The sequence below is a fragment of the Paenibacillus sp. FSL R10-2771 genome (assembly GCF_038000205.1).
Lineage (GTDB): Bacteria > Bacillota > Bacilli > Paenibacillales > Paenibacillaceae > Paenibacillus_AQ > Paenibacillus_AQ phytohabitans.
In genome coordinates, this window is record NZ_JBBOBM010000001.1 from 754,460 (window position 1) to 780,206 (window position 25,747).

At 44.8% G+C, this 25,747-nt stretch carries 20 protein-coding genes and 1 pseudogene; 15 read left to right on the forward strand and 6 right to left on the reverse strand.

The window, feature by feature from the left end; all coding sequences use genetic code 11:
• Positions 1-59 precede the first annotated feature (59 nt).
• The 8 genes and pseudogenes from NSU14_RS03330 (at position 60) to NSU14_RS03370 (ending at position 8,550) form a co-directional block, all read left to right on the forward strand.
• Positions 60-1,055, forward strand: a complete 996-nt coding sequence (locus NSU14_RS03330; protein ID WP_340942844.1) for a hypothetical protein — start codon at positions 60-62, stop codon at positions 1,053-1,055.
• A 128-nt stretch (positions 1,056-1,183) separates the two neighbouring features.
• Positions 1,184-2,417 (forward strand): annotated as a pseudogene (locus NSU14_RS35915) (ISL3 family transposase).
• Between the two features lie 124 nt (positions 2,418-2,541).
• Complete coding sequence (locus tag NSU14_RS03345; RefSeq protein WP_340942851.1) at positions 2,542-3,969, forward strand: flippase; 1,428 nt, start codon at positions 2,542-2,544, stop codon at positions 3,967-3,969.
• Positions 3,970-3,998: 29 nt separating this feature from the next.
• Positions 3,999-5,111 (forward strand): UDP-galactopyranose mutase, encoded by a 1,113-nt coding sequence (gene glf, locus NSU14_RS03350; protein WP_340942852.1) that lies wholly within the window; start codon positions 3,999-4,001, stop codon positions 5,109-5,111.
• 290 nt (positions 5,112-5,401) lie between these two features.
• On the forward strand, positions 5,402-6,280 hold the full coding sequence (gene rfbA, locus NSU14_RS03355; RefSeq protein WP_340942855.1) for a glucose-1-phosphate thymidylyltransferase RfbA: 879 nt from the start codon (positions 5,402-5,404) through the stop codon (positions 6,278-6,280).
• Positions 6,281-6,300: 20 nt separating this feature from the next.
• Positions 6,301-6,861, forward strand: a complete 561-nt coding sequence (gene rfbC / locus NSU14_RS03360) for a dTDP-4-dehydrorhamnose 3,5-epimerase (protein WP_171719801.1) — start codon at positions 6,301-6,303, stop codon at positions 6,859-6,861.
• Positions 6,862-6,903: 42 nt separating this feature from the next.
• A complete protein-coding gene (gene rfbB, locus NSU14_RS03365) occupies positions 6,904-7,899 on the forward strand; it encodes a dTDP-glucose 4,6-dehydratase (protein ID WP_340942858.1) in 996 nt (331 codons plus the stop codon).
• A gap of 30 nt (positions 7,900-7,929) precedes the next feature.
• The gene (locus NSU14_RS03370) at positions 7,930-8,550 is read left to right on the forward strand and encodes a YdcF family protein (RefSeq protein ID WP_076248648.1); all 621 of its coding nucleotides are present in this window, start codon (positions 7,930-7,932) and stop codon (positions 8,548-8,550) included.
• Positions 8,551-9,177: 627 nt separating this feature from the next.
• Here NSU14_RS03370 and NSU14_RS03375 read toward each other — a convergent pair.
• A complete protein-coding gene (locus NSU14_RS03375; RefSeq protein ID WP_076248642.1) occupies positions 9,178-9,399 on the reverse strand; it encodes an ATP-binding protein in 222 nt (73 codons plus the stop codon).
• A gap of 283 nt (positions 9,400-9,682) precedes the next feature.
• On the opposite strand from NSU14_RS03375, the gene NSU14_RS03380 reads away from it, so the two are divergent.
• Both NSU14_RS03380 and NSU14_RS03385 read left to right on the forward strand, forming a co-directional pair.
• Positions 9,683-10,234: a hypothetical protein gene (locus NSU14_RS03380; RefSeq protein ID WP_076248644.1), complete on the forward strand. Its 552-nt coding sequence runs from the start codon at positions 9,683-9,685 to the stop codon at positions 10,232-10,234.
• Between the two features lie 290 nt (positions 10,235-10,524).
• A complete protein-coding gene (locus NSU14_RS03385) occupies positions 10,525-11,622 on the forward strand; it encodes a hypothetical protein (RefSeq protein WP_076248646.1) in 1,098 nt (365 codons plus the stop codon).
• A gap of 273 nt (positions 11,623-11,895) precedes the next feature.
• On the opposite strand, the gene NSU14_RS03390 is transcribed toward NSU14_RS03385, so the two are convergent.
• The gene (locus NSU14_RS03390) at positions 11,896-12,069 is read right to left on the reverse strand and encodes an ImmA/IrrE family metallo-endopeptidase (protein WP_256704050.1); all 174 of its coding nucleotides are present in this window, start codon (positions 12,067-12,069) and stop codon (positions 11,896-11,898) included.
• A gap of 378 nt (positions 12,070-12,447) precedes the next feature.
• Between NSU14_RS03390 and NSU14_RS03395 the strand changes: the two genes are divergently transcribed.
• The 4 genes from NSU14_RS03395 (at position 12,448) to NSU14_RS03410 (ending at position 18,770) form a co-directional block, all read left to right on the forward strand.
• Complete coding sequence (locus NSU14_RS03395) at positions 12,448-13,806, forward strand: helix-turn-helix domain-containing protein (RefSeq protein ID WP_340942866.1); 1,359 nt, start codon at positions 12,448-12,450, stop codon at positions 13,804-13,806.
• Positions 13,807-14,541: 735 nt separating this feature from the next.
• Positions 14,542-15,939: a helix-turn-helix domain-containing protein gene (locus NSU14_RS03400; RefSeq protein ID WP_339302362.1), complete on the forward strand. Its 1,398-nt coding sequence runs from the start codon at positions 14,542-14,544 to the stop codon at positions 15,937-15,939.
• Positions 15,940-16,549: 610 nt separating this feature from the next.
• Complete coding sequence (locus NSU14_RS03405) at positions 16,550-17,650, forward strand: hypothetical protein (RefSeq protein WP_340942870.1); 1,101 nt, start codon at positions 16,550-16,552, stop codon at positions 17,648-17,650.
• A gap of 217 nt (positions 17,651-17,867) precedes the next feature.
• Entirely contained in the window at positions 17,868-18,770 is a 903-nt protein-coding gene (locus tag NSU14_RS03410; RefSeq protein ID WP_340942873.1) for an Rpn family recombination-promoting nuclease/putative transposase, read from the forward strand.
• Positions 18,771-18,873: 103 nt separating this feature from the next.
• On the opposite strand, the gene NSU14_RS03415 is transcribed toward NSU14_RS03410, so the two are convergent.
• Positions 18,874-19,992, reverse strand: a complete 1,119-nt coding sequence (locus NSU14_RS03415) for an acyltransferase family protein (protein WP_076247870.1) — start codon at positions 19,990-19,992, stop codon at positions 18,874-18,876.
• A gap of 197 nt (positions 19,993-20,189) precedes the next feature.
• Here NSU14_RS03415 and NSU14_RS03420 point away from each other — a divergent pair, with 197 nt between their 5' ends.
• A complete protein-coding gene (locus NSU14_RS03420; RefSeq protein WP_179093625.1) occupies positions 20,190-20,360 on the forward strand; it encodes a hypothetical protein in 171 nt (56 codons plus the stop codon).
• 211 nt (positions 20,361-20,571) lie between these two features.
• Here NSU14_RS03420 and NSU14_RS03425 read toward each other — a convergent pair whose 3' ends face one another.
• From NSU14_RS03425 to NSU14_RS03435, 3 genes are all read right to left on the reverse strand, one after another.
• Complete coding sequence (locus tag NSU14_RS03425; RefSeq protein WP_340942876.1) at positions 20,572-23,724, reverse strand: hybrid sensor histidine kinase/response regulator; 3,153 nt, start codon at positions 23,722-23,724, stop codon at positions 20,572-20,574.
• A gap of 109 nt (positions 23,725-23,833) precedes the next feature.
• Positions 23,834-24,715 carry a DMT family transporter gene (locus NSU14_RS03430; RefSeq protein ID WP_076247868.1) on the reverse strand — a complete coding sequence of 294 codons (882 nt, stop codon included), beginning with the start codon at positions 24,713-24,715 and terminating at the stop codon, positions 23,834-23,836.
• Between the two features lie 25 nt (positions 24,716-24,740).
• Entirely contained in the window at positions 24,741-25,709 is a 969-nt protein-coding gene (locus tag NSU14_RS03435; RefSeq protein ID WP_340942880.1) for a metallophosphoesterase family protein, read from the reverse strand.
• Positions 25,710-25,747 lie beyond the last annotated feature (38 nt).

The window sequence follows — 25,747 nt, forward strand, 5'->3', positions numbered from 1 at the left end:
AGTTTTATTTCATGTTTAACTATTTCTAATGAATTAACTTTTCAAGGAGAAGATGAGTAATGATTTTTATCGCGTGTCCTGAAAAATATGCAACCGGTGGCACAGAATTGCTCCATCAATTATATTTCAAACTAAGGACCTACACGGAAAAAGTAAAAATGTACTACTATAATTTTTCTAATAGCGAAAGTCCGATAAGCCCAAGATTCGAAAAATATCAAGTATCTTACGTGAATAAAATAGAGGATAGTGAACGAAATATACTGATTGTGCCTGAAATGAATACTGATTTATTAAAGAAGTTTAAAAATATTAATAAATGTATCTGGTGGTTAAGTGTTGATAATTACTATAAAGCAATTGGGAAACACCGAAATCCAATTAAAACTATTATAATAAGATCTATGAATATTATAAAAAAAGATTATTATTTTAAGAAACTTGTTAATTTTAGTGATAATAAAATAATTCATTTATACCAATCTTTTTATGCAAAAAGGTTCCTCGAAAAGATGGGGGTGAAAAATTCAGAGGACTTATCTGATTATTTAGGAAGTAACTTTTTGGAAGAAATTGTGGATTATAAGAGTTTGGATAGAATAAATAGAGTATTATATAACCCTAAGAAAGGTATTGATTTTACAAATAAAATAATTTCTCATGGAGATAATTTACGCTTTGTTCCATTAATAAATATGAGCCAAGAGCAAATTATTGAGCTGTGTAGAACCAGTAAAATATATATAGATTTTGGTAATCATCCTGGGAAAGATAGATTTCCTAGAGAAGCGACTTATTTGGGTTGTGTGGTGATAACTGGAAGGAAGGGTTCTGCGAAATATTCTCAAGATGTTATGATTCCAGCGGATTATAAATTTAATGATGATATTAAACTTATACCAGATATTATAGAAAAAATAAATTATGTTTATGATAATTATGATAAAGTTATAAATTCCTTCGATGATTATCGTAGTAAGATATTAAATGAGGAAAATGAATTTGAAAAAAATGTAGAACTATTATGGGAGAAACATTTTAAAGTGTACTCTTAATATGGCTCAAAACCAAAATTAGCGGTTGAAAATTGAATCGGAGAAAAAACGTGGATAGAAATGGAAAAACATCTGCAAATCCTGTATTGTTGTAAGTCCTTCCCCACAACATGAAAAGGAAATGACAGATGCCACTCCAGTATATCAACGAAATGCTCGGATTACCAGAACTACAACTTCATAGTGTTCTCTATCAATGTATCAGAAGTGCATTTGGAAGCCTCACCGGCGGCGTATAAAAAGCCTTGCCCTATCTGCAATTCTGAACAATCTGTGAGGCGAAATGGCCGCAATAGGTCGCGTCAGATTCAGCGTTTTTGGTAAGAAGTGCTTTTTGCACATTCCCTCGCAGCGCTTGGCTTGTTCACGGTGTAATATTGGGTTTGTTTGGACGTATGCATGGGTAGGTCCGAAGGAACAATACAGCCGTATGTTTCGCTCACAGACGGTAAATCAGGCACTCGGCTCCACGGCAGCGCATAGCGCGAGAATACAAGAAGCGCCCGCCAGCACGGTTCAGCGCATGCACCAAGAGGCCCTGCCCGCAGAGAACGATCGTTTGCTCAAGCAGGCTTGGTGTCAAGCCAAAGACACACCCGAGCTCGTGCTCGGCATCGACGACTTTGCGATCAAAAAGGGACATACGTATAACACCGGTATTCACGATCTTCGAGGGGAAACCATGCTAGACCTGCTTTCGGGGCGAAAGCTAGACGCACTTCGTGCGTATGCCGAGCAGCATCCGGAATTTTTAAACCTAAAAATCCCAAGGCTGTCGTCATGGATCTGGCTCAAACGTATCACACCTGGATCAGCGAGTGTTTTCCGAGGGCTCTTCGAATTGCAGATCGCTTTCATGTTCACGGTTATGTGATTGAAAGTGTCCAAGCGGTCCGAAAATCCGTTCAGTCCCCCCTTTCTCCCCGGGCCAAAGGGATGTTAAAAAGTCATCACCGACTGCTCAATCTGCCAGCAGATTCGTTACCAGACCAGAGCCGTATTCAGTTAGAGCAGCTACTGGCATTCTCCCCACTCCTCCGCGAGGTATGGGAATGGAAAGAATACTTCTCCCGTTGGTATGACTACTCGCCAAGTTTTAATGTGGCTCAGTTGGGTTTCACCCGTTGGTGTCAGCAAGGCGAACGTATCGCGCATGAAGCTGTACAAAGCGCTTTGAAAACGATGCGGAACTGGGAAGAGGAAATTGTGAACTACCATCACTGCCGCTGGACGAACGCGACCGTCGAAGGACGACATAATCGCATTAAATCCTACCAACGAAGACACTATTTCACGCGCAATCGCCAATGCTATAAAGCCGGCATTTTAATCGAGTGTAATCGGCACCGCTTATTAGGATGATAATATCAACCGCTAATTTTTAGATTGAGCCCTTAATATTTTGATTTAATGGTTTGAATTTATGAAAAGTAGAATTGAGATGGTTATGAATATGGTAATACAGAAGTCAATAAAAAAAAATTTCATGTACAACACATTGCTGAAAATATTAAATATGATATTTCCACTAATTACTTTTCCTTATGTTGCAAGAATTCTGACAGCAGAAGGCGTGGGGAAAGTTGATTTTTCACTATCTGTTATACAATATTTCATCCTTATTGCTCAAATTGGAATACCTACTTATGCAATAAGAGAATGTGCCAAGCATAGAGATGATAGAGAAAAACTTTCAAAAACTGTCCAGGAGATACTTGTTATCAATGCATTAATGATTTTTATAGCGTATTTATTATTTTTCATTACCATGTTTAGTGTTAATAAACTCGCAAATTATCAAACTTTATTAATGATAATGAGTATTAATATAATTACTACAAGTATAGGAATAGAATGGTTTTATCAAGCAATCGAAGAATATCGTTATATTACTATAAGAAGCTTATTTGTTAAGCTTCTTTCATTGATTTTAGTTTTTACTTTTATTAAGCAAGAAAATGATTATGTATTGTATGGATTAATAACTGTTTTATCAGTGTCTTTAGGAAATATATTTAACATTGTACATGTAAATAAATATATTACTTTATTTAAAAGATTTAAAAACTATAATTTTAAACGTCATATTAAGCCTATAGTTGTACTGTTTGCTATGAGTTTATCAATAAGTATATATGTTAATCTCGATACAGTAATGTTGGGATTCATTTCTGGAGACCATTCTGTAGGACTATATGCTGCAGCAAATAAAATTTTGAAAGTAGTATTGGCTCTAGTTACTTCGTTAGGAGTAGTTTTATTACCTAGAATGTCGTATTACATTCAAAATAATGCCTTTAATGAAATCAACAAGCTAATTAAGAAATCATTAGATTTTATATTAATGATATCAATACCCGCTGTAGTTGGTATATTTATGTTGGCAGAACCCATAATATATCTATTTGCGGGTAATGACTATACTGATGCAGTACTGGCAGTTAAAATAATGTCTCCGATAATAATTGCAATGGGCCTTAGCAACTTGATTGGGATACAAGTATTGATTTCGCATGGTAGAGAAAAGATAACTTTGATTTCAACAATTATTGGAGCATTTATTAATTTTTCTTTGAATATAGTTCTGATTTCTCGGTTTCAACAAAATGGAGCTGCAATAGGTACATTAATTGCTGAGGTGGCAGTCATTATAACTCAAATTATCTTTGCGTATTCGTTTATTAAGGGGAATATAAATTTCAAGAATATACTTAACTATATAGTTGGAGGAATATTAATAGTTTTGACCTGTGTTTTTGTTGACCTATTAAATTATGGTTTGATATTAACTACACTCTTATCAATAATTATATCAGTAATTATTTATGTGGGATTTTTATATGGGAGAAAGAATGAGTTAATATATGAATTAATTAATAAATTGGTTACAGGGCTAAAACATCGAATCTTATAAAGAATATGTATGTGAGAGGAAGATAAATAATGATGAAGAAATATGATTATATTATTGTAGGTTCAGGTTTATTTGGAGCTACTTTCGCATATGAAGCAACTAAACGAGGAAAAAAGTGCCTAGTAATTGATCGAAGGAATCATATTGGAGGAAATGTATATTGTGAAAATGTTGAAGGTATAAATGTCCATACTTATGGAGCTCACATTTTCCATACAAGTGATAAGGAAATTTGGGATTACGTTAATCAGTTTGCAGAATTCAATCGATATACAAATTCTCCTATTGCAAACTTCCATGGTGAAATTTACAATCTTCCCTTCAACATGAATACGTTTAACAGACTTTGGGGAGTACTTACCCCCCAAGAAGCACAAGATAAGATTAATGAGCAAAGATTAGAATCTAATATAAAGGAGCCGAAAAACCTAGAAGAACAGGCGATCTCTCTTGTAGGAACCGATATCTATGAGAAACTTATTAAAGGATACACAGAAAAACAATGGGGAAGAAAAGCGTCTGAACTACCTGCATTTATTATTAAAAGATTACCCGTAAGGTTTAATTATGATAATAATTACTTTAATGACAAATATCAAGGTATTCCAGAGGGAGGGTATAACGTAATTATTGATAAAATGCTTGAGGGAATTGAAGTTAGGTTGGAAACGGATTTTTTTGAAAATAGAAGCGAATGGGAAGAAAGCACACTCAAAATTGTATTTACAGGTATGATTGATGAATATTATAATTATCAGTTCGGAAAATTAGAATATAGAAGTTTGAAATTTGAAAACGAACTATTAAACCTAGATAATTATCAGGGCAATGCTGTAGTAAACTATACCGATAGTGATACACCGTATACAAGAATTATAGAACATAAGCATTTTGAATTTGGCACTCAAGATAAAACGTTAATAACAAAAGAATATCCAAGCGAATGGAAACCTGGTGACGAACCGTATTACCCGGTAAATAACAAACAAAATAACGAATTATTTCAAAATTATAAGAAACTAGCTGAACAGGAGGATAGAGTTCTTTTCGGGGGGAGATTAGCTGATTATAAATACTATGATATGCACAATGTTATTTCACAGGCTTTACAACTTGTTGAAAAGGAATTCAGTAATATATAATAAAAACCACAATCACGAGAATGCGTTCAGTAGAACCTCTGAAGCTGATATTTCAGGAAATGAATTCGTAATCCCTATAAAGTTATTATGATTCTATAGGTTGAGGCACAGAACAGTGATACAGAAAGATGTAGTTATTCAGTAACAAAAGGAACTTTGCGTTATAAAATTATAAGGTGATCCTTACAATTCTATAAGTACGTAAACGGATTGATGATCTGAATTTAATATTTATATTACGATTATCGTGGATTAATAAGTTAACTTTTTGATATTGAGGAGGAGATAGTTTGAAAGGCATAATCCTAGCCGGCGGCTCCGGAACCCGCCTCTACCCATTAACCATGGTAACCAGCAAACAACTGCTACCCGTTTACGACAAGCCCATGATTTATTACCCATTATCTACCTTAATGCTTGCCGGAATTAATGAGATTCTTATCATCTCCACACCTGAAGATACTCCGAGATTCCAAAGTCTTTTCGGCGACGGGTCTCAGTTCGGCATCTCCCTACAATACATAGTTCAACCAAGTCCTGACGGTTTAGCTCAGGCTTTTATTTTGGGGGAAGCGTTTATTGGTGAGGACTCAGTAGCAATGATTCTTGGAGATAATATTTACTACGGGAATGGGATCCGCAAAATGCTTCAGCGTGCTTCGGACAAAGCACAAGGTGCGACTGTGTTCGGTTATCACGTACAAGATCCGGAGCGTTTCGGTGTGGTTGAATTTAATGATGAAGGCAAAGTGTTAAGCGTGGAAGAGAAGCCTGCACACCCTAAGTCCAATTATGCGATCACTGGTCTCTACTTCTATGATAATCGTGTTGTGGAGATTGCTAAGAATGTACAGCCTTCCTCCAGAGGCGAACTTGAGATTACTTCGATTAATGAAGCCTATCTCAAAATGGGTGAGCTGGATGTTGAACTCCTGGGGCGTGGTTTCACCTGGCTGGATACCGGAACTCATCAGAGTCTTGTGGATGCTACGAACTTTGTCCGGACGATTGAGGACCATCAAGGGATTAAGATTGCCGCTCTTGAAGAGATTGCATATATTAATGGGTGGATTACGAAAGAACACCTGTTAAGCTGCGGGCAGAAGCTAAGCAAGACGGGCTACGGCCAATATCTGATCAAGGTAGCTACCGGGAAGATTCAATATTAAGCAGTAAAGGTGTGGAGGATATGAAATTAACGGAAACGGCGCTCCCTGGCGTATTTATCGTGGAACCTGCGGTGTTCGGTGATCACCGGGGATGGTTTATGGAGACGTTCAGTGATGCGAAATTTAGAGAGCAGGGCATTGATATAGCTTTTGTACAGGATAATCAATCGTATTCAGCTACCAAAGGAACGTTGCGGGGATTACATTATCAGCTGAATCCTAAAGCTCAGACGAAGCTTGTCCGCTGCACACGTGGAGTCATATTCGATGTGGCAGTGGATGTCAGACAAGGCAGTCCTACGTACAGCAAGTGGTTTGGAATTGAACTGAGTGCCGAGAACAAGAAGCAGCTGCTGATTCCTAAAGGGTTCGCTCACGGGTTCATGACACTGACTGAGGATGTTGAAGTTCAGTATAAATGTGATGAATTGTATGCTCCGGAATGTGATGGTGGCATTCTGTGGAATGATCCTGCCATTGGAATAGAGTGGCCGTTACATGTTACTCCAGTACTATCCGGCAAAGACGAGCAGGCTCCTGTGTTGAAAGATGCTATTCTGAACTTTACCTATAATAACTGAAGCAGAGTAGATACCAAATCGAATAATTCTGAGGTGTAATTCATGAGTCGGAAGAAATTGCTGATTACCGGAGGTGCCGGTTTCATTGGCGGGAACTTTGTGCAATATATTGTGGATAAATACTCCGATTATGATGTCTATAATCTGGATCTGTTAACCTATGCCGGTGATTTAACCAAGCACAAGCAGATTGAAGATAGAGATAACTATCATTTCATCCGGGCGGATATTGCTGACCGTGATGCGATTATGTCGATTTTTGAACAAGAGCGCTTCGACTATGTGGTACATTTCGCAGCAGAGAGTCATGTGGACCGCTCGATTACAGATCCGGCTATATTTGTCCGCACGAATGTAATGGGAACTCAGGTACTGCTGGATGCTTCACGGACCATTGGGGTAGCGAAATTTGTTCATGTGTCCACGGATGAAGTGTACGGCGAACTGGATTTCGATCCTACGGTATTCTTCACAGAGGAGACACCGCTGCAACCTAACAGTCCTTATAGTGCCAGCAAGGCATCGTCTGATTTGTTGGTTCGCGCGTACTATGAAACCTTTGGCCTGCCAATGAACATTACCCGCTGCTCTAACAATTACGGCCCTTACCACTTCCCTGAGAAGCTGATTCCGCTTACGATCTCGAAGGTCTTGAATGAACAGAAGGTTCCTGTCTATGGGGATGGTGCCAACATCCGGGATTGGCTGCATGTCTGGGATCATTGTGCTGCTATTGACCTTGTATTGCATGAAGGTGTAAGTGGGGAAGTCTACAATGTAGGCGGACATAATGAACGTACGAATCTCGAAGTGGTGAAGACTATTATTCATACCTTAGGGAAGTCTGAGGAATTGATTGAATTCGTTGCAGACCGGCTGGGTCATGATAAACGTTATGCTATTGATCCGACCAAGCTGGAAAGACTGGGTTGGAAGCCCACCTATACCTTTGAGACGGGAATTGCTCAGACGATTCAGTGGTATACGGAGAATGCTGAGTGGTGGGAGCAAATACTTAGCGGCGAGTACCGGAAGTAGCTTATGAGCAGAAAATTAACCAGTAAAAAGATGGGCAAGCGTAGAAAGAGAATCCTCTTTCTGTACTTGCCTGTTCTGTTAATGGTCCTGTTATTCCTGTATGCAGGGCGGTTCCTACCTCTATCTGAATCTCCAAAGAAGACTGATGTCATTATCGTACTTAGCGGCGGTGGAGGCCGGGTTGAGCAAGCGGTGGAGCTTTTCAAGGAGGGCGTCGCACCGTATATGCTATTATCGGCAGTTTCAGAAAATGCAGGCCCCTCCGGCGACATGCACCAAACCGCCCTAGCCCTTGGCATCCCTGAAGAGGCCATCCTCACCGAAGACGCTGCTCAAAGCACCTATCAGAACGCCCAGTTCACGCTTCCTATTATGGAGCAGCACGGCTTCAAGTCTGCCATTGTTGTGTCCTCGGACTTCCATATGCGGCGGGTGAAATTCATTTTCGATCATGTCTATAAGAAATCAGGGATTGAATTGACCTATACAGGCTCCGACTCCGGCTATAATGCGAAGACATGGTGGAGTGACAGGTATAGCCGGGAGACTACTTTTAACGAGTATATCAAGATGATTGGCAATGCCTTCGGCTATAATGGCCCGGAAGCGAAGAGTTCGCTTGAACAGATTAAACGCTGGTTCCGCCGGTAAAAGGAAATATGGACACCTTTGCGATGGATACAGATCAGGTTCTACCGGGATGATGCGGATCGGCTTTGGGTGAAGCGGGGATCGCAGCGGCGGCGGCTTTTAAGCAAACGGGATATCGAAACGACAGAGACCTTACGAGACCTATAGGGTCTCTATTTTTTTGGCTCTCTTTTACTTTTCACTCAAGGTGTTTCTGCTACCACATAATGTCCAAAAAATGACGGGGTAGGATGTCCTCAAATAGCTGGAATTGTTGACCGACACCGTGAAGCCGTCAAGGCCGCGAAGCGTTCATTTAGCCTTGACGGGTGTTTCCAACCTGCGTGTTCCCTGTTGCTGCTAGCTCATAATGTCCAGAGGTTGACGGTATAAGTTGTCCTGCTATTGACGGTCAATCAGTCCGCAGCAAGGGAGAAAAACAGGGAGAATCATGACAATTCTTCCTGAATCACATGCTTGACTATATGGTCGTCCACAATCCGGTGCCTGCTCTGTGCGCCGTAGATTAAGGCGTGCGTGCATAGCTTGTTCACCAGCCGGCAGCTCTGCTGGAAAAACGGTAGATTTCATCTATCGCCGCCTCCATAAACAACTCGTGCGCTTCACCGGCAGCGCTCAGATGCCTCTTCATATAGGCCTCCCATTTCTGCGCGGCCCAGATGTGGAAGATAAACACTGCATATCGATTCGCTGGCGGATCGCCGCGTATGCTTGTCGCCCGAGTCGGTCCCACAGCTCACTTTGTCCGACGAGTATTAAGGCCATAGGGCTCTCGGAATCCATTTTCATGTTCAGCAGAAAGCGTAGCTCCTCCAGCATCTCCCGGTCCAATAAATGGGCTTCATCCATTGTTAGAATCGCCCACACAAGTGTGTTAGATCTTTTTGGTGTGGTGTGCTTCTTCTCTCAGGCGGGGCCAATGGTTTTTTAAACTATTGGATAAGTCAAAAGGCTCGAATATAATTTGCTCCAAGCTTGGATTTTGTGATAGCCATATATAATACCATCCTGATATTATGAATAAAATAGATTATATTCAATTTATATCCTTTTAAGAAGAAAATATTTACATAAATGGATTCTTCATGTACGATTTAGACTAGGGTGAGGTGGTATTTGTAGCATATTTTATATGAACATAAAGAGGGGAATGATCATTATTAATAAAAATAAAAAAATATTATTGAATATATTCTTATTTTCAATGTTTATAACATTTAGCGGGTGTGATGACAGTCATACGGGAATTGTTGAGATAATCGGTGGAAAAGAGAAAATTGAATATAATACATTGAATAATACCGAAAAAGGTTCTTCATTAAACGACACAAAAAAAATATTTTTATTTGCCTTTGAGGGAGGGAATTCAAAAAAAATAAAATTTTTAAAAAGTGGTGATGAAATTTCGCTGGATTTTGGATCGAATCCACCTGACAAACTTTCCATAAGTGATGGATTAATTAATTCGAATGGAGATTATTTATATACACCTAAAGAAATAGTCGAGGTTCCATACGTCAAAAAGAAAGGAATTTATAGTTTTAAATTAGAAACACACATTGCATCTCGATTGAGTTCCTACTCTAAAATAGATAAAACTGTATTTAGAGGTTTTATAATAGATGCATTCTGGGGGAAGGGTGAATATAAATACGCATTTGTTATCGAATCAAACGCTCTCTGAGAAGGCGGTTTTATTACGAAAAATTTAGGAAGGGCAATGGGGATAAGTAATCTGGAATAACAAAGTCCTTGTTTTTCTTAGATTTAGAGAATATTACTGCAATCTGAGATCTCTATGTCAATTGATCCTATCAACCGTATCTATCATACGGTATAGCGAAAGATAATCAACTATTAACTGAGGAGGTGGGAAACATAAGAAATTAGAGTTTAGTTATAGAGATAATTAACATTCTTGTCATGCTGTAATAACAAATCAAGAAAAGACTAACAAATTGAGAGGAGATTCAAATGAAAATTAAAGAAAAATCTATTTCTTTCCTTTCTGTAATTCTATCCGTTTTAATTTGCGTTAGTTTGTTTTCAATTCCTGCCTATGCCAACGAGACCAATGAATTACATACAGCAGCAGCAATAGGTTATGATTATCCTATAAAACCTGGAACGAGTTCCTGGAATGAATTGATAGATCATACAAAAATGATAGAGGTATCTCAAATTCCGGATGATACTCTTAAGAAATTAACAACAAACGAGTTAATAGAAACAGTATTAAATTATCCACTTTTAATGGATATCTATGCGTATGATACTCTTCAACAAGGTATTGATGTGGTATCGAAAACGTTTAACGGAATTCAAGAGTTATACCAAAGAGAGGATGCACCTAATAAACTTATTGAAAAGTATCAACAAATGCCTGTAGCAAAAGATACGAAAACAGTTACTTCAAATCAAATATTTGATTTATCTAATATGGAAATAATTTTAAGACAAGATGAAATACAAAAAAAACTCAACACATCTGAAGCTGAAAAGTTAGAAAAAGAAGTAGAAAATAAATATTTACAAAAACAAGCACAAAAAAATATTTATGGTTTAACCGCAGCAAGTTCCTATTCGGTATTAGCAGAAAAACAAGGGATAAATGTTGGCACAATGTCAAGTTATACTGTGTATACACCAAATGGTACAGCAGTACAGGTTGATAAAAGTGCTGAGCAACTGACTTCTGATGAAAAAAAAGCTGCTGATAATTATGTAGCAGATAAATATTCAAGCGCTACCTTATTAAGCCCTGCTACATCAATTTATAACTGTCACTCCTACGCATGGTATAGCCAAAGCACAACTAATCCGTATTGGATGAATTATCCAAACGCTTATATGACTGATGGGAGCTATTATCAAAGTTCTTCTCCATCAGTGGGAGGTAAAGTCTATTACAGTACAGCTGGAAATGAACATTCAGGTGTAGTAACTAGTTTAGGAAGATTGACTGGATATTATGTGACTTCTAAATGGGGGCAATTGGGACTTGTTCAACATTACTATACCACATGTCCTTATTATGTAAGTGATAGTGCCCTAAGATATTATTACAGATAATATGAATTTTAATTTGCGTGTACAAACCATGGGGGTTGCAAAGTGTGGTAGCTCGAAGGGGCAATTCTATGGTTGTTGGAGTTTTTCGAATGCTAGAATATTAAAACAATCGAAGTAGTATGACAGAGCACTAACACATTGCTAGGTTCTTTGAATCCACTGGATTTGAGGTGTGATTTTCTATAAAACAGGCTATGGTATGAGACAGAAGTCGCATACCATAGCCTGTTTTTTCAAAAGCATGTCTCACTCAGTGTTCCCAATCAGATATATCTATAATTCAAAATCAGAAATTTTCTTTAAATGTTCAAACCCAGAGGGGACTCCGTAAATTGCCGCGGCTTCTTGCACAGTATAATCCTTATGTATGGACTCATAAAGCAATTCATCGGGCATCAACAATTCCACAGTAAATTGATTCGCTTCTCGTTCAATAATTAGAACCAAATCTATTTATAGTCTGGGCGAGATGTACCATGCCTTATTATTATTATTTTAAAGAAGTGTGGACACCTTTGCGATGGATACAGATCCGGTTCTACCGGGATGATGCGGATCGGCTGTGGGTGAAGCGGGGATCGCGGCGGCGGCGGCTCTTAAGCAAACGGGATATCGAAACGACAGAGACCTTACGAGACCACTAAGGTCTCTATTTTTTTGCCATAACCGCGAATCGTAATCTATTTTCAGTAATGGGTTGCCCGCAGTTCACGGATTATACTAATCTGCAACATTCTACACTATTGAACATTGGGATAATGTGACATATTATTACATCTATAAAAGAAATATATAATATTTGGATTCCAGTTAGGTGGTGTCTGCGTGGTCCCTACTACAACTATGATTCGCGATGCACTGGCGATGTATCTGTCGCAGAAGGGAATGTCCATTAATCAATTCTCCGGACAATCCGGAATTAATTCAGGAACACTCAGCCGGATACTTAGTGGTCACCAGCCAATTGCTATGGACCATCTGGAGCGAATCACCAAGGCGATGGATCTGCCGGAGGATCATTTCTACAGCTTATACGTGGATGAATGTTTCTATTACTCGTCACCAACCTGGCGGCGTCTACGGCCCTTTCTTGTGCGGTCGGCTGCGCTAGGCCGTCTGGATTGCGTCGAACAGGTGGTTCAGAATCTGCTAGAGAATCTGGTCTATGCCCCCATGCTGTTCGAAGTGGCTGAAGGATTGTTTCGAGAGGGACTGTGGCAAGCAGCCGAATTGTTGTATAAGAATGTGAGTGCCAGTGAGAAGTATCAGAATTCCGAGCGACTCGCGGTATGCCAATACCGTCTGTTCCGAATCGCCATTGGTGACGACCAGACGCAGAATTTGCAGGCGGCACATCTCTTCGAATGTTACCTGGACCGGCTGGATGAAGCGGATCAATTGGACGGGTTGAAGCATTTGGGTCATGTCTATGGTTCAATGAATCGGTGGCATAAGGTGGATGAACTAGCGAAGGAGATGCTGCAATTAGCGACTCTTCGTTATAATCTCCAGCGTCAGTCGGACCGTAGAGAAAGTAACGAGAAAAAAACCGAGAAACCCCTGTACTTCTATATCCTGTACGCGCAGCTTATCCGTTCAACAGTGTGTGAGGAATTAGGAGACTACAATGCAGCATTAGAATGGGTATCTCTCTATATGGATGGGAGCTGGATACAGGAGAACAATGAAGAAGTGAAGCGGACTGTAGCTCAGTTCCAGGAGTGGGGGATAGCGAACCGTCTGCTCTATCGGGTGATGGCAGGACAATATGAGGGACTCTCTGACTATGTCGAATATATCTCCGAGCGACCAGATGAAATATTCATAGCGTTATACAATATTATCTTGTCGGCTAACCGCTACGATTGGAATGTTGATTATATTCTGGAGCGTTTTGCTTCCTATATTCCTTACCGGACAAATCTTGCAGAGTATGGCATTCTTCACAACAAACAAGTCATAGCTAACCAATACTCCCGATTTCTTGCTGAATTGGCGGTCTATTATTTACATAACAAGCGCAAAGAAGGGATTAGATTCATCCTGCAAAGTTTGGAATCGTCTGCTAGAATCAATAACGAGAGCAATGTAATTAAATGTGTCGACCTGTTTGGACAGCATCGGAATCAAGCAGATGAAGAAGAGAATGAACAATACAAAGTTCAAATTGGAGCATACCTATAAGTACAATTAACCCCTAGCAAACAGCAGCACTCATATGTCGATTCAAACTATGGGGCACGGTTATGGTGGCGGTTGATGCTTGTCGGGCAACAATAATATATTCCGCAGACTAAGCAACGTTCCCGGAATACCGAGAACGTTGCTCTATTTATGTAGATGTTCAAATTGGTGTGAAACAATAAAATTGTAAATTGTCATTTTGCACCTAGTGAAAGTAATGAAGTACAAAATACATTGTTAAGCTTTTAGCCAATTCCGACAAAATCACTTATAATATTCTAGCCTCTGCATCCACAAAATGACAAACAAATAGTGCATCCCGGTCTATACTTAGAGGCAAATCTATTTATAGTCTGGGAGAGATGGACCATGCCTAATTATCATTTTAGGGAAATATGGACACCTTTGCGATGGATACAGCTCCGGTTCTACCGGGATGATGCGAATCGGCTGTGGATTAAGCGGGGATCGCAGCGGCGGCAGCTATTAAGTAAACGGGGAATAGAAACGACAGAGACCTTATGAGACCACTAGGGTCTCTATTTTTTTGCCATAACCGGGAATCGTAATCTATTCACAGTAAAATCCAGTGAAAATGGCAAGTAGGTTGCCCGCAGTTCACGGATTATACTAATCTGCAACATTTTACACTATTGAACATTGGGATAATGTGACATATTATTACATCTATAAAAGAAATATATAATATTTGGATTCCAGTTAGGTGGTGTCTGCGTGGTCCCTACTACAACTATGATTCGCGATGCACTGGCGACATATCTGTCGCAGAAGGGAATGTCCATTAATCAATTCTCCGGACAATCCGGAATTAATTCAGGAACGCTCAGCCGGATACTTAGTGGTCAGCAGCCGATTGCTATGGATCATCTGGAGCGAATCACCAAGGCAATGGATCTGCCGGAGGACTATTTCTACAGCTTATACGTGGATGAATGTTTCTATTACTCGTCACCAACCTGGCGGCGTCTGCGGCCGTTTCTTGTGCGGTCAGCTGCGCTAGGCCGTCTGGATTGCGTTGAACAGGTTGTTCAGAATCTGCTAGAGAATCTGACCTATGCCCCCATGCTGTTCGAAGTGGCTGAAGGACTGTTTCAAGAGGGGCTGTGGCAAGCTGCCGAATTGTTGTATAAGAATGTGAGTGCCAGTGAGAAGTACCAGAATTCCGAGAGACTCGCGGTATGCCAATACCGTCTGTTCCGGATTGCCATTGGTGACGACCAGACGCGGAATCTGCAGGCGGCGCATCTATTCGAATGTTACCTGGACCGGCTGGATGAAGCGGATCAATTGGACGGGTTGAAGCATCTCGCTCATGTATATGTTTCGATGCATAAGTGGCATAAGGTGGATGAGCTGGCGAAGGAGATGCTGCAATTAGCGACTCTTCGTTATAATCTCCAGCGTCAGTCGGACCGCAGAGAGGACAACGAGAGAAAAACTGAGAAACCCCTGTACTTCTACATCCTATACGCACAGCTTATCCGCTCAAATGTGTTTGAGAAAATAGGAGACTACCCATCGGCATTAGATTGGGTGTCCCTCTATATGGATGGAAGCTGGATACAGGAAGACAATGAAGAAGCGAAGCGGACTGTAGCTCAGTTCCAGGAATGGGGGACCGCGAACAGACTGCTCTATCGGGTGATGGCAGGACAATATGGGGCTCTCTCTGAATATGTCGAATATATCTCCGAGCGACCAGATGAGATATTCATAGCTTTACACAATATTATCTCATCGGCTAATCGCTATGATTGGAATGTTGATTATATTCTGGAGCGGTTTGCTTCCTATATCCCTTACCGGACGTATTCTACAGAATTTGGCGATTACAATCGGCAGGTTATGTTGGACCAACACACCCAATTCCTCGCTGAAATGGCAGCCTATTATTTACATAATAAGCGTGAAGAAGGAATAAGATTCATCCTGCAGAGTTTGGAATCATCTGCTAGAATCAATGATGAGAGCAATATCCTCAAATGTGTCGATCTATTCGAGCAGCATCGGCATCTGGCAGATGAAGAAGAGAAAGGGCAATACAAACTTCTAATTAGAGAGGTGCAGGACTCACATGAAAAGAAAATTGTTCAAGCTTCTAGCTTCCTGTAGTCTGGCTATTGTAATTATTATACCTGTTGTTACTGTTGAGCCCGGAGAAAACATCAGCACTCAGATTCTAGTTCAAACTATGGGACACGGTTTAGGTGGTGGTTGATGCTTACCAGGCAGCAATAATCTAATCGGCGTACTCAGCAACGTTCCCGGAATACCGGGAACGTTGTTCTTTTATACAGTACATAATATTCTAGCCCTTCCACCCACAAACCGACAAACAAACTAGGTATCCCGGTCTATAATTAGAAGCAAATCTATTTATAGTCTGGGAGAGATGGACCATGCCTAATTATCATTTTAGGGAAATATGGACACCTTTGCGATGGATACAGATCCGGTTCTACCGCGATGATGCGAATCGGATGTGGATTAAACGGGGGAAACAGCGGAGGCAGCTGCTTCGCAAACGGGATATAGAGACGACAGAGACCTAACGAGACCTGAGGGGTCTCTATTTTTTTGGCTTCAAGTGCACTTCATTCCCTGTACCTTACACATACACGCAAAAATGTTATGGAAGGCTACACTTTGGAGGGATGGCGGATCTTGGATTTCACTCTATACTCTAGTTGAAATACATATGAACGGAGAGGAAGGTGAAGGGTTGAAGCCATATGATTATTCCTTGGATGCGATTAAGGGGATTAGCTGTATTTTGATGATTATTGCGCATATTCCGCTGTACTTCCACGGCAATGAACGGGTGTTCCAGATTGTTGCGGGTGTGGCCCCTGTCCTGTTCTTCGCGGTCTCAGGTGTGACTACTACGTTGCAGGTGAAGCGGCGCAGCTTCAGTTCCCTGCTCGGCTTCTATGTGCTGTTCGCAGTCATCGGGTTCGCCTACAATCTGATGTGGAGACCGGATGTACAGGCTTTTCGCATCATGGATGTTCCCCAGATCATCGCGCTTGGCGTCCTCAGTGTCTATTTGCTGGAAAAATATCTTAAGCCCCCGCTCTATCTGTATCTGCTGCTGTCACTGGCCGTGTTTGCGGTACATTCGTTCATCGGGCACCGGCTGCCGGACTTTCCGCTTAAATCTGTTGTGTTCACAGAGACGGTCGGGTTTACGTATTTTCCCTGGCTGTTTGCTTTCTTGGCGGGAGTCTTTGCGTACCGGGCCAGTAACCGGGTGAACCTCATCCTGACTTTGGTTGCCGCCGCACTGCTGGGGATTGTAAGTTACGGTGGCGTGAGTGAGGCGGATTACGTGAAATATAATATGTCCATGCCCTATCTGCTGTTGTCTATGACTGTGCTGTTCGGGGCTTTCTCTCTCTTCCGAAGCATCAAAAGCTATGCTCCCGCAAGTCCGCTGCTGTATGTCGGCAGGCATTCGCTGCTGTTTCTGTTTACCCATCTGTTCCTGATCCTCGCGTTTGACCGGCTGGGTCTTGGCCGTCTGCACATTGTGCTGATATGGGGGCTGGTGCTGATCTGCACCTATGTTGGCATACATATTTTGCTGTGGCTTAACCGCTTCATCGCGCAGTATTTGGAACACCTCCTGCCATGGGGGATCATCGTCATTGGTGTAATTGCCATTCCGCTCGTGATCCCGAACAGGGATCTCATCATCCTGATGGAGGCGGCGCTGGGTATGCTGTTCGCCATGAATTATAAGCAGCTCTCCAGCCTGATGTCGGCAAGTGCGTCGGCGCGGCGGGAGCCAGCTCTTCCAGAGGTTGTGCGTGAGCGGGCTTGATTGCTTTTTGCTCGGCATAAGCGGAATTGCTCCGTGATTGGTATAGAAACGATAGAGACTTTTTGAGAATGAAATCTTGCTCATATGACGATGGGAACCTGAATGGTTTCCGTCGTTTTGCGCTGTTCATTTACATTTTTATAGCGAACATTTGTTCTTTTTATCATATACGAATCCAGTAAAATGGAATATAATCACATGGGACAAGCTGTATTTTTTGAAACGGGAGGCGATAGAAATATCCATACCGCATGATGAGGCTTTTAAGAAGCTGCTGGAGACGTTCTTCAAGGAATTTATTGAATTGTTTTTTCCTGAGCTGGATTCTATGCTTGATTACAGTGAAAGCCGGTTTCTGATGCAGGAATTGTTGGTGGACATCGTTGGCGAGGAAGCACGGGAACTGGATTTGCTGCTGGAGATCCGCTACAAAGGGTTTGACGGTTATATTCTAATCCATCTGGAGCCGCAATCGTATAGAGACACACAGTTTCACGAACGGATGTTTATTTACTTCAGCCGTCTGTTCGAGCGCTACCGGAAAGAGCATAAGCTGATTATTCCGATTGCGGTTTTTACTTCAGACGAGATCAGGGAAGAACAGGACACTTTGGAAATGAGTATTCCGGAGCACCAAATCCTTCGCTTCCAGTTTCTAAAGGTGGAGCTGCGTAAGCAGAACTGGCGCCAATTTATTAATTCGGATAATGCAGTGGCTGCTGCGTTACTAGCCAAAATGGGTTATACTACAAGAGAAGCGAGAGAAGTACGCGGGGAGTTCCTGCGAATGTTCATGCAGCTAAAAGCACATTTGGATCAGGGACGGCTGGCGCTGATTATGTCCGTGGCAGATTTGTATTTCAAGCCGGATCGTGAACAGGATGAAGAGATTCTAAGAGAATTAATGAAACAATACCCGGAGGAAGGTGAAGCAATAATGGAGCTGATGCCACACTGGAAACGTTGGGGATACGAAGAAGGAATAGAAGAAGGAAAAGAAAAAGGAAAAGAAGAAGCCCAAGCGGAGATTATCCGTAAATTGCTGCTTCATGGATTTACTCCGGAAGCTGTATCCAAAGCCGTTGAGTTACCACTGGATGAGATTAAGAAGCTGATGTAAGAGAGCCTTCTGAATAGATATATATCTATAATAATCTATAGAAGACCTTGGTGAGTGAGAGTACCCAAGGTCTTCTTTTCATTGTATAGGAAAATCAGTACGTTTATCCACCCGTTAGTGTAATAGCATTTCTGCCATCGGGCTCAGAGGTCGATTGTCTACTACCCTTCCCCCTCCTCCCGCTAATCAGCAAGCTAAGCACCGGTACCTTCTGAATCACCAGGTTCAAGGCGAGCGATCCGGCTACTGCAATTATAGTGGTCGGTAACCAGCCCAGATAGGTCCCCAGCACATAATGTTCGAGGAAGTTCAGCAGCAGGATGAAGACGCCGTAATGGAAGATCAGGATGACCAGGGATTCTTGGCCGATGTAGGTCAGGAGGGCCGCGAATAATTTGGACTTGGACAGCAATTGGGTGCCTTTGATGGCGAGCAGGCTTCCGGCGATACCGGCGAGGTAGAAGAGGAGCAGGTTGCCGTACACCCGGTTGTTCATATCGACATAGGAGTTGAAGTAGGCGGCAGCCAGGAAGATGAACAGCAGGATTAGCGTATTCAGATTGAAAATTCGGATATTGCTCAGTGCCTGATGCTGCTTCAGCTTATAGCCGATGAACACATAGAGCTGGGCCACGAGGGCCACATCGATGTTCCAGGGCAGGAAGATGACCCGTCCCAGGCCGTAGCCGGTCAGGCTTAAGGCAAGCATGATTCCGAGCTGGAGCTGCCAGGAACGTGTGTGTATGTAGCGCATGGTGATGCAGAAGACGATCTGTGTGACGAACAGGCAGGTCAGGAACCAGATGGGGATGTTCAGCAGCAGTCCATCGGAATAGTTGCCGTAGAGGAGGGCGGCCAGCGGCTGGACCCAGCCAACACCCGGACTATGGTCGCTGGCGAGCATCCGCAGGAGTGCCCAGAGGCAGTAAGTCAGCAGCCCGGCTGTGAAGTAGGGGAGGACGAGAGTCAGGAGCTTGGTCCGCAGTAATAGCTTAAGGTTGTCAAAATACCTGGAGGCGCTGAATAAGTAACCGGAGACGATGAAGAACAGCGGGAGGCGGAAATCTCTGAACATATCGTTCAGTACAGCTGGAGTCAGGCCGGCATGTCCAACGACGACCAGCAGGATGGTGATGCCGCGGACCATATCGATAACTTTCAACCGTGTGGTCTTCGGCGTACTGCCATTTCCTGCAGATAATGAAGGCTGTGATGCTTGCATGGGGTGACATCTGCCCCCTTCCATAGGTGTGTTATAGCCTACGATATCGGATATAAGTGGCAGGGACAATGGTACAAAATAGTTATTTCTATATACTACCTCAGCTGGTTGTATATTCTTCATTGATACATATCCGTCCTGCTCCGGGCAGTAAGGAGCTCTGCGCTCCTTGCCTGAGGGGGCAGAGAGAATCAGCGGTGGACCGTCTCCTGGAAGAGAGCCGTGAGCTGGCAGAGAACAGAGCCTACAAAGAAGCGCTGCTCTTCGCCGAGCTTGCCCACTATATGGATCCCGGCAATCCGGCTGTGCAGCAGCAGCGCAGCCTGGCTCAAGGGGAAGTAAGCTGCTCCTGGAAACCGACCGGCTGATCAAAGACAAGGGCATGTACCCGGGCGTACAGGCCAAAGCCTATGATTTCTTCACCGCGGAAGGGTATAGGCATCCGGCAAATGAAGCGTAAGTACCCGCACGTGTATAAGTCTTATCAGCAGCTATGGGACAAGCTGATGTCCTAAAAGCGTATAAGGGCCGTGGATCAATGCTGATCCACGGCCCTTATACATTCTGGTAAATTGAGTGTTAAGAGTTCAGATTCACCCGCTCTGGAATTACAAAAGAAACGGTGGTGCCGGCTCCTAGCTGGCTGTGAATGACCAGTCCCTGGCCATACAGCTGTGTCAGCCGCCGGTTGGTATTCAGCAGTCCGATGCCGCGGGAAGGCAAGCCGAGTCCGCTGTCGTCCAGCAGATGACGAACCTGCTCATCGGGCATCCCTTTGCCGTTATCCTCTACTTCAAATGATGTGTACCCCTGCCGGCGGTGAATGCGGATATGCAGCAGGCCGCCGGCCTTCCGGCTCAGCAGGCCGTGTCTGACCGCATTCTCGACCAGCGGCTGGAGGGTGAGCGGCGGGAGGAGCAGCTCGATCCCCGGTTCCACATCCCATTCGATCTGCAGGCGTTCGTCAAACCTGGCCTTCTCAATAAACAGATAGGACTCGACCAGCTCCAGCTCATGGGACAGTCCGACCCGCTGCTGCGAGTTCATATAGTCGAAGCTAATTCGCAGATAGGAGGAGAACGCCTCTCCGAGATCACGCATCTTCGGGAGATCGAATTCACTTAAGGCCAGCAGTGCGTTCAGCGTATTGAACAGGAAGTGCGGCTGAATTTGCGCCTGCAGGTATGCAGCCTCCAGCCGCAGGCTCTGATTAATAGACTGCTTCAGTCCGGTCAGGGAGCGGACCCGGTATTTCAGCTCCAGAGCATCCACAGGCTTCGCGACATAATCATTGGCTCCGGATAAGAACCCTGTATAGATATCCACCGGCTGATTGCGGGCAGTGAGCAGCAGGATCGGCAGCTCCGAGACAGAGAAGCGCTGCCGGGCGATCCGCGTTAGCTCGTAGCCGGACATGTACGGCATCATGACATCGGCGATCAGCAGGTCCCAGGGTTCGGTGCCGAGCAGCTCCAGGGCTTCCTGGGCGCTGGTGACCGTGACCAGCTGATGCTGTTCATCCGAAAGTATGCTGGCGAGCACCTTGAGATTGATCGGGTCATCATCTACGGCGAGAATTAGAGTCTTGGCTGTCATGGAGGTGTCCTGCAGCTGAGGGAGAGAAGGGATCTCTTGTGATGCAACTGCAGTGATACTGCTGGTATCAGACTGCCGGAATAACAGTCCTCCCTGTTCAAGCAGCAGGTCTTCCATGTCGGGGCTGTCATTCATCCTTGCAGCCGCGGCCTCTTCCGGCACATGCCGGACCTCAGAAGCAGATGCCAGGGGAAGGGTGAAGGTGAACACGGACCCCTTCCCGGGTTCGGAATCCACGGTAAGGTCTCCGCCGTGAAGCTCTGCCAGCTGCTTGCTGATGCTTAAGCCGAGCCCGATCCCGCCTCCGTCATTGATGCCCTTACTGCCTTGCTCATAAGGCGAGAAGATCCTCGCTTGTGTCTCCTTGTCGATGCCTATACCGGTATCGGACACGCTAATCCTTGCGGTTTTGCCTGTAACCTCGGCAGATATCGTGACTGATCCGGCCTGCGTGTATTTGATGGCATTGCGCAGCAGGTTATAGAGAATCTGCACAATCCGCTTCTCATCACCCCAGACGGGCGGCAGGGAAGCGGGTAATTCGTTACGCAGCTGCAGCTGTTTACTGTCCGTCATGAATTCAAACATATTCAGAATTCCGGTTACGAGCGGCCCGATGGCCAACGGTTCACGCTGTAATACAATCCGCTTCTCCTGCAGACGGGTCACATCGAGCAGATCATTCAGCATATGGGACATCCGGCGGCTGATGGTAATAAGCAGCTCCAGATCCTGGTAGCTTTGATGATCCAGGAGGGATTTCTCCTTCGCTGTTACGGTTTGGGCGATGCTGATGATGCCGTGCAGCGGTGTTCTGAGTTCATGTGCGGTATTCGCCAGGAACTGATCCTTCAGATGATCGCTTTCCTTCAGCTGCTGGTTAAGCAGCAGGTTCTCCTCTGCATTGCGGAAATACCGCTTGAACCAGTAAGCGGAGAAACCGATGATGGCCACGATGACATCTACCGGATAATACAGAATACTTGCCTTGCTGTTCGATTCCAAGGAACCGCCAAGGACACTGGAGCCGATAGCCGCGGCGGCAAACAGCAGAAATACGGAGTCCTGCTCCTGCCGGGCGACCATTCGGCCAATGGAGTACACGACTCCTGCGATCGGAAGCAGGTAGAGCACTGAGAAGAGAGGCCTTGCATATACAACATACTGCGCAGGCAGTACCAGTACATAGACGGTGTAGAGGCACAGGGCAAGGAGGTAACCTTTGAACAAGCGGCCCGGGCGCTCCTGTGCGGAGAAGCTGCGGGTCAGCAGCAGCATGAACAGGGAGATCGCAGGATAAGCCAGCATTTTGAGCTTCAGCGCCCAGGTATAGTTGATCGGCAGCCAGAGCAGCAGCAAGGTATCATTATCGGTCACTATTGAAGCACCTACCGCCAGGAGCAGCAGGCAGAACACCAGGAACGCTTTTTGCCGGCGGTTGAAAAAGAACAGGATGCCTGCATACATCGCATGCAGCAGCATGATCACAAAAGTGACCATCTGGAAGCCGATAGAATACATCCGTTCCGTATCCACCGCTGCCTGGGAGCCGAAACGGATGGAGCGGACAATCCCTCCTTCAAGCGGGTGATCGTAATTGGCTGCACGGACCAGCAGCGTGATCTCCTGCTGTCCTGCCGCATTATAGGCCGCCGTATAGGAAACAGCCTTAGGTTTGTAGTCCTGGCGGCTCACGGCCGGTTGCCCGAAGCTGCCTTCGGTCTGTCCGTTAACCTCAATGCTGGAGGCCGCCTGGATACGCTGAATCCAGAATCCGTAAGGCTTCTGCAGCGACGGGTCTACCAGTATACGCAGCCTGTAAGTGCCGTAGCCGAAGGAGGAGTGCCCCTCTTCAGGGAAGCCGCTGCTCCAGTCGCCGGGAACCTGCACAACCTGCTGCGCATCCGGGGGGTGTCCGGCGAAGTTCTCATAGGTGAGGAATTGGCCGGGATAGAATTCCCATTCACCATCCAGCCGTACAGACCGGGAGTTCTCGAAGTCCCAGCCCCGCATATCCAGGATACCCTGCTTCGCTTCCGGATGCTCAGGCGCCTCATACGCGTTGAACCACAGATGACGTATGCTGATCAGGAGGGTCAGATATAACAGCAGCAACAGAGCGTGCTTGAGATTCAATATGCTTTTAGTATGGATCATGGTTTGCTTCGGTAAGTTAGTCTTCATCATACGTTCTCTATTCGACATGTTTCGGGGTTATCCTGCCGGGAAATGGCGGGTGCCTGCTTTACCCCCATACCCCGACAAGCAGAATGCCGCCGAAGATGACTACTGAGCACAGAATCCGCCGTAAGCCCTGCTGCTCTTTCAGCAGGAGGATGCCCAGGAATGTAGCGAATATGGTCCCGATCTCCCGCAACGGGCTGATATGGGCGAGCGGCGCCTGCTGCAGCGCGAAGAGGAACAGCAGATACGAGCCCGGATTCAGCACGCTTCCCAGCAGGATAGTGAACTTGTTGCTCTTCCACTCCTCCAGCAGCTTGCGCGATTTCAGGACTGCCGGAGTCAGACCGGCGACAAAACCGATATTGGTGACCTCAAGCAACGCGAGCGGAGACATATGCTGTAGGTTCAGCTTATCAACGAATACATAGCAGGTTGTGCAGAGTCCCACGCAGAGCGCCATAAGAATCGGCGTATATCCGGATTTCCGGGAGGCGGCGGATGTGGATGCAGATAGGGATGCGGATGAGCTTCTGGAGCCCAGTCCGCTGAGCACTGCGAATCCGCCGAGCATGAAGGCAATACCGGCCCATCCATAGACAGACAGCGATTCGCCCAGAAAAAGAACACCGATCAGCGGGATGAGCAGCGTGCTCGTCCCCCGCATCACCGGATATATCTGTGATAAGTCACCCATCTCATAGGTTCTGGATAAAAGCCAGGAATATAAGGCCTGCAGCGCTACAGACAGCAGCAGCAGGGCATAAGCTCCGGCTGTAAGCGGGTGAGTCCACAGCTCGGTTATTAGGATAGGGAGCAGCAGAATAGTAGAGATCATCATGATCGACCACAGGAAGATGCTTTTGTCCCGGCTTCTTTTGGTGAACATGCTCCACACCGCGTGACACATTCCGGAAGCCAGAACCAAAAGAATTGGCAGCAGCATTAAAATTCAACCCCTTAAGACATGATTAGTGTTCTGAATCAGCGGCAGGTACAGGGGGATGGGAGGGTTGTTTCAGCAGAGCCGAGCCATCCTCAAGCCGGAGCCAAGTCTCGAACTGCTTATCACCCTCAGTCAGCCGGATGACACGTGCACCCCGCATGAAGCCTTCCCGCCCGTAAGTATTGTAGCCGGTGGCCCGGCCATAGCTGAGCCAGATGCCATGCAGGCTGCCGGTGAAGTCGTTAACATGATCATGTCCGCAAAAAGTACCTGCCACATCGCCCATTTCCACCATAGCTGTGAAGAGTCCCGAATTAAGCATTGGAGCACAGACCTGCTCGAATTTATGGCCATAGCAGGTCTGAGTGGACCACATCTCGGCATATTCCGGCAGCGGGATATGGAAGAATGCCAGCGCAGGCAGCTTGGCCTCACCTGCCTGGGGATTCAGCCGGGCTGATTGCTCCGTCAGCCAGCGGATCTGGCTTTGCCGGACCCAGTTATAGCCGGGAATCTGCGCAAGCCCGGAGTAGGCACCGGTGTCCAGCATATAGAGAATGGCGCCCGCCCTGGTGCCGGTGCCCGCAATCTCAAGCGTATAATTCCCAGAACCGGCCAGCTCTGCCGGACCTGGTTCAGCCAGGCAGTGGGGATGCTCTAGTGCAATATCCATCAGCTCACTATAGGAGACACCTTGCTCGGTATCATGATTGCCGAAGACGAAGGCCCACGGAGTACCGCTCTTCTCTATAGCGGACACAGCCTCCCGGAACGCCTGCTTGGGCTGCTCGCATGCCTTCTCTCCTTCCGGGACAGGTCCGGTATAGATCAGATCACCTGTGAAAATAACGAGATCCGGCTGCTCTGCATCCATCACGCGTTCCATAAGCTCCCGCGTCCGCTGATCCTCCGCTCTTCCATCCATCCAGTGAAGATCGGTGAATTGTACGATGGTAAAGGTTCCATCCTGGCGGAATGATAATTTATGCTTCATGTGAAAATCCCCTCTCTGCCTGAATAAAGTTATGAATT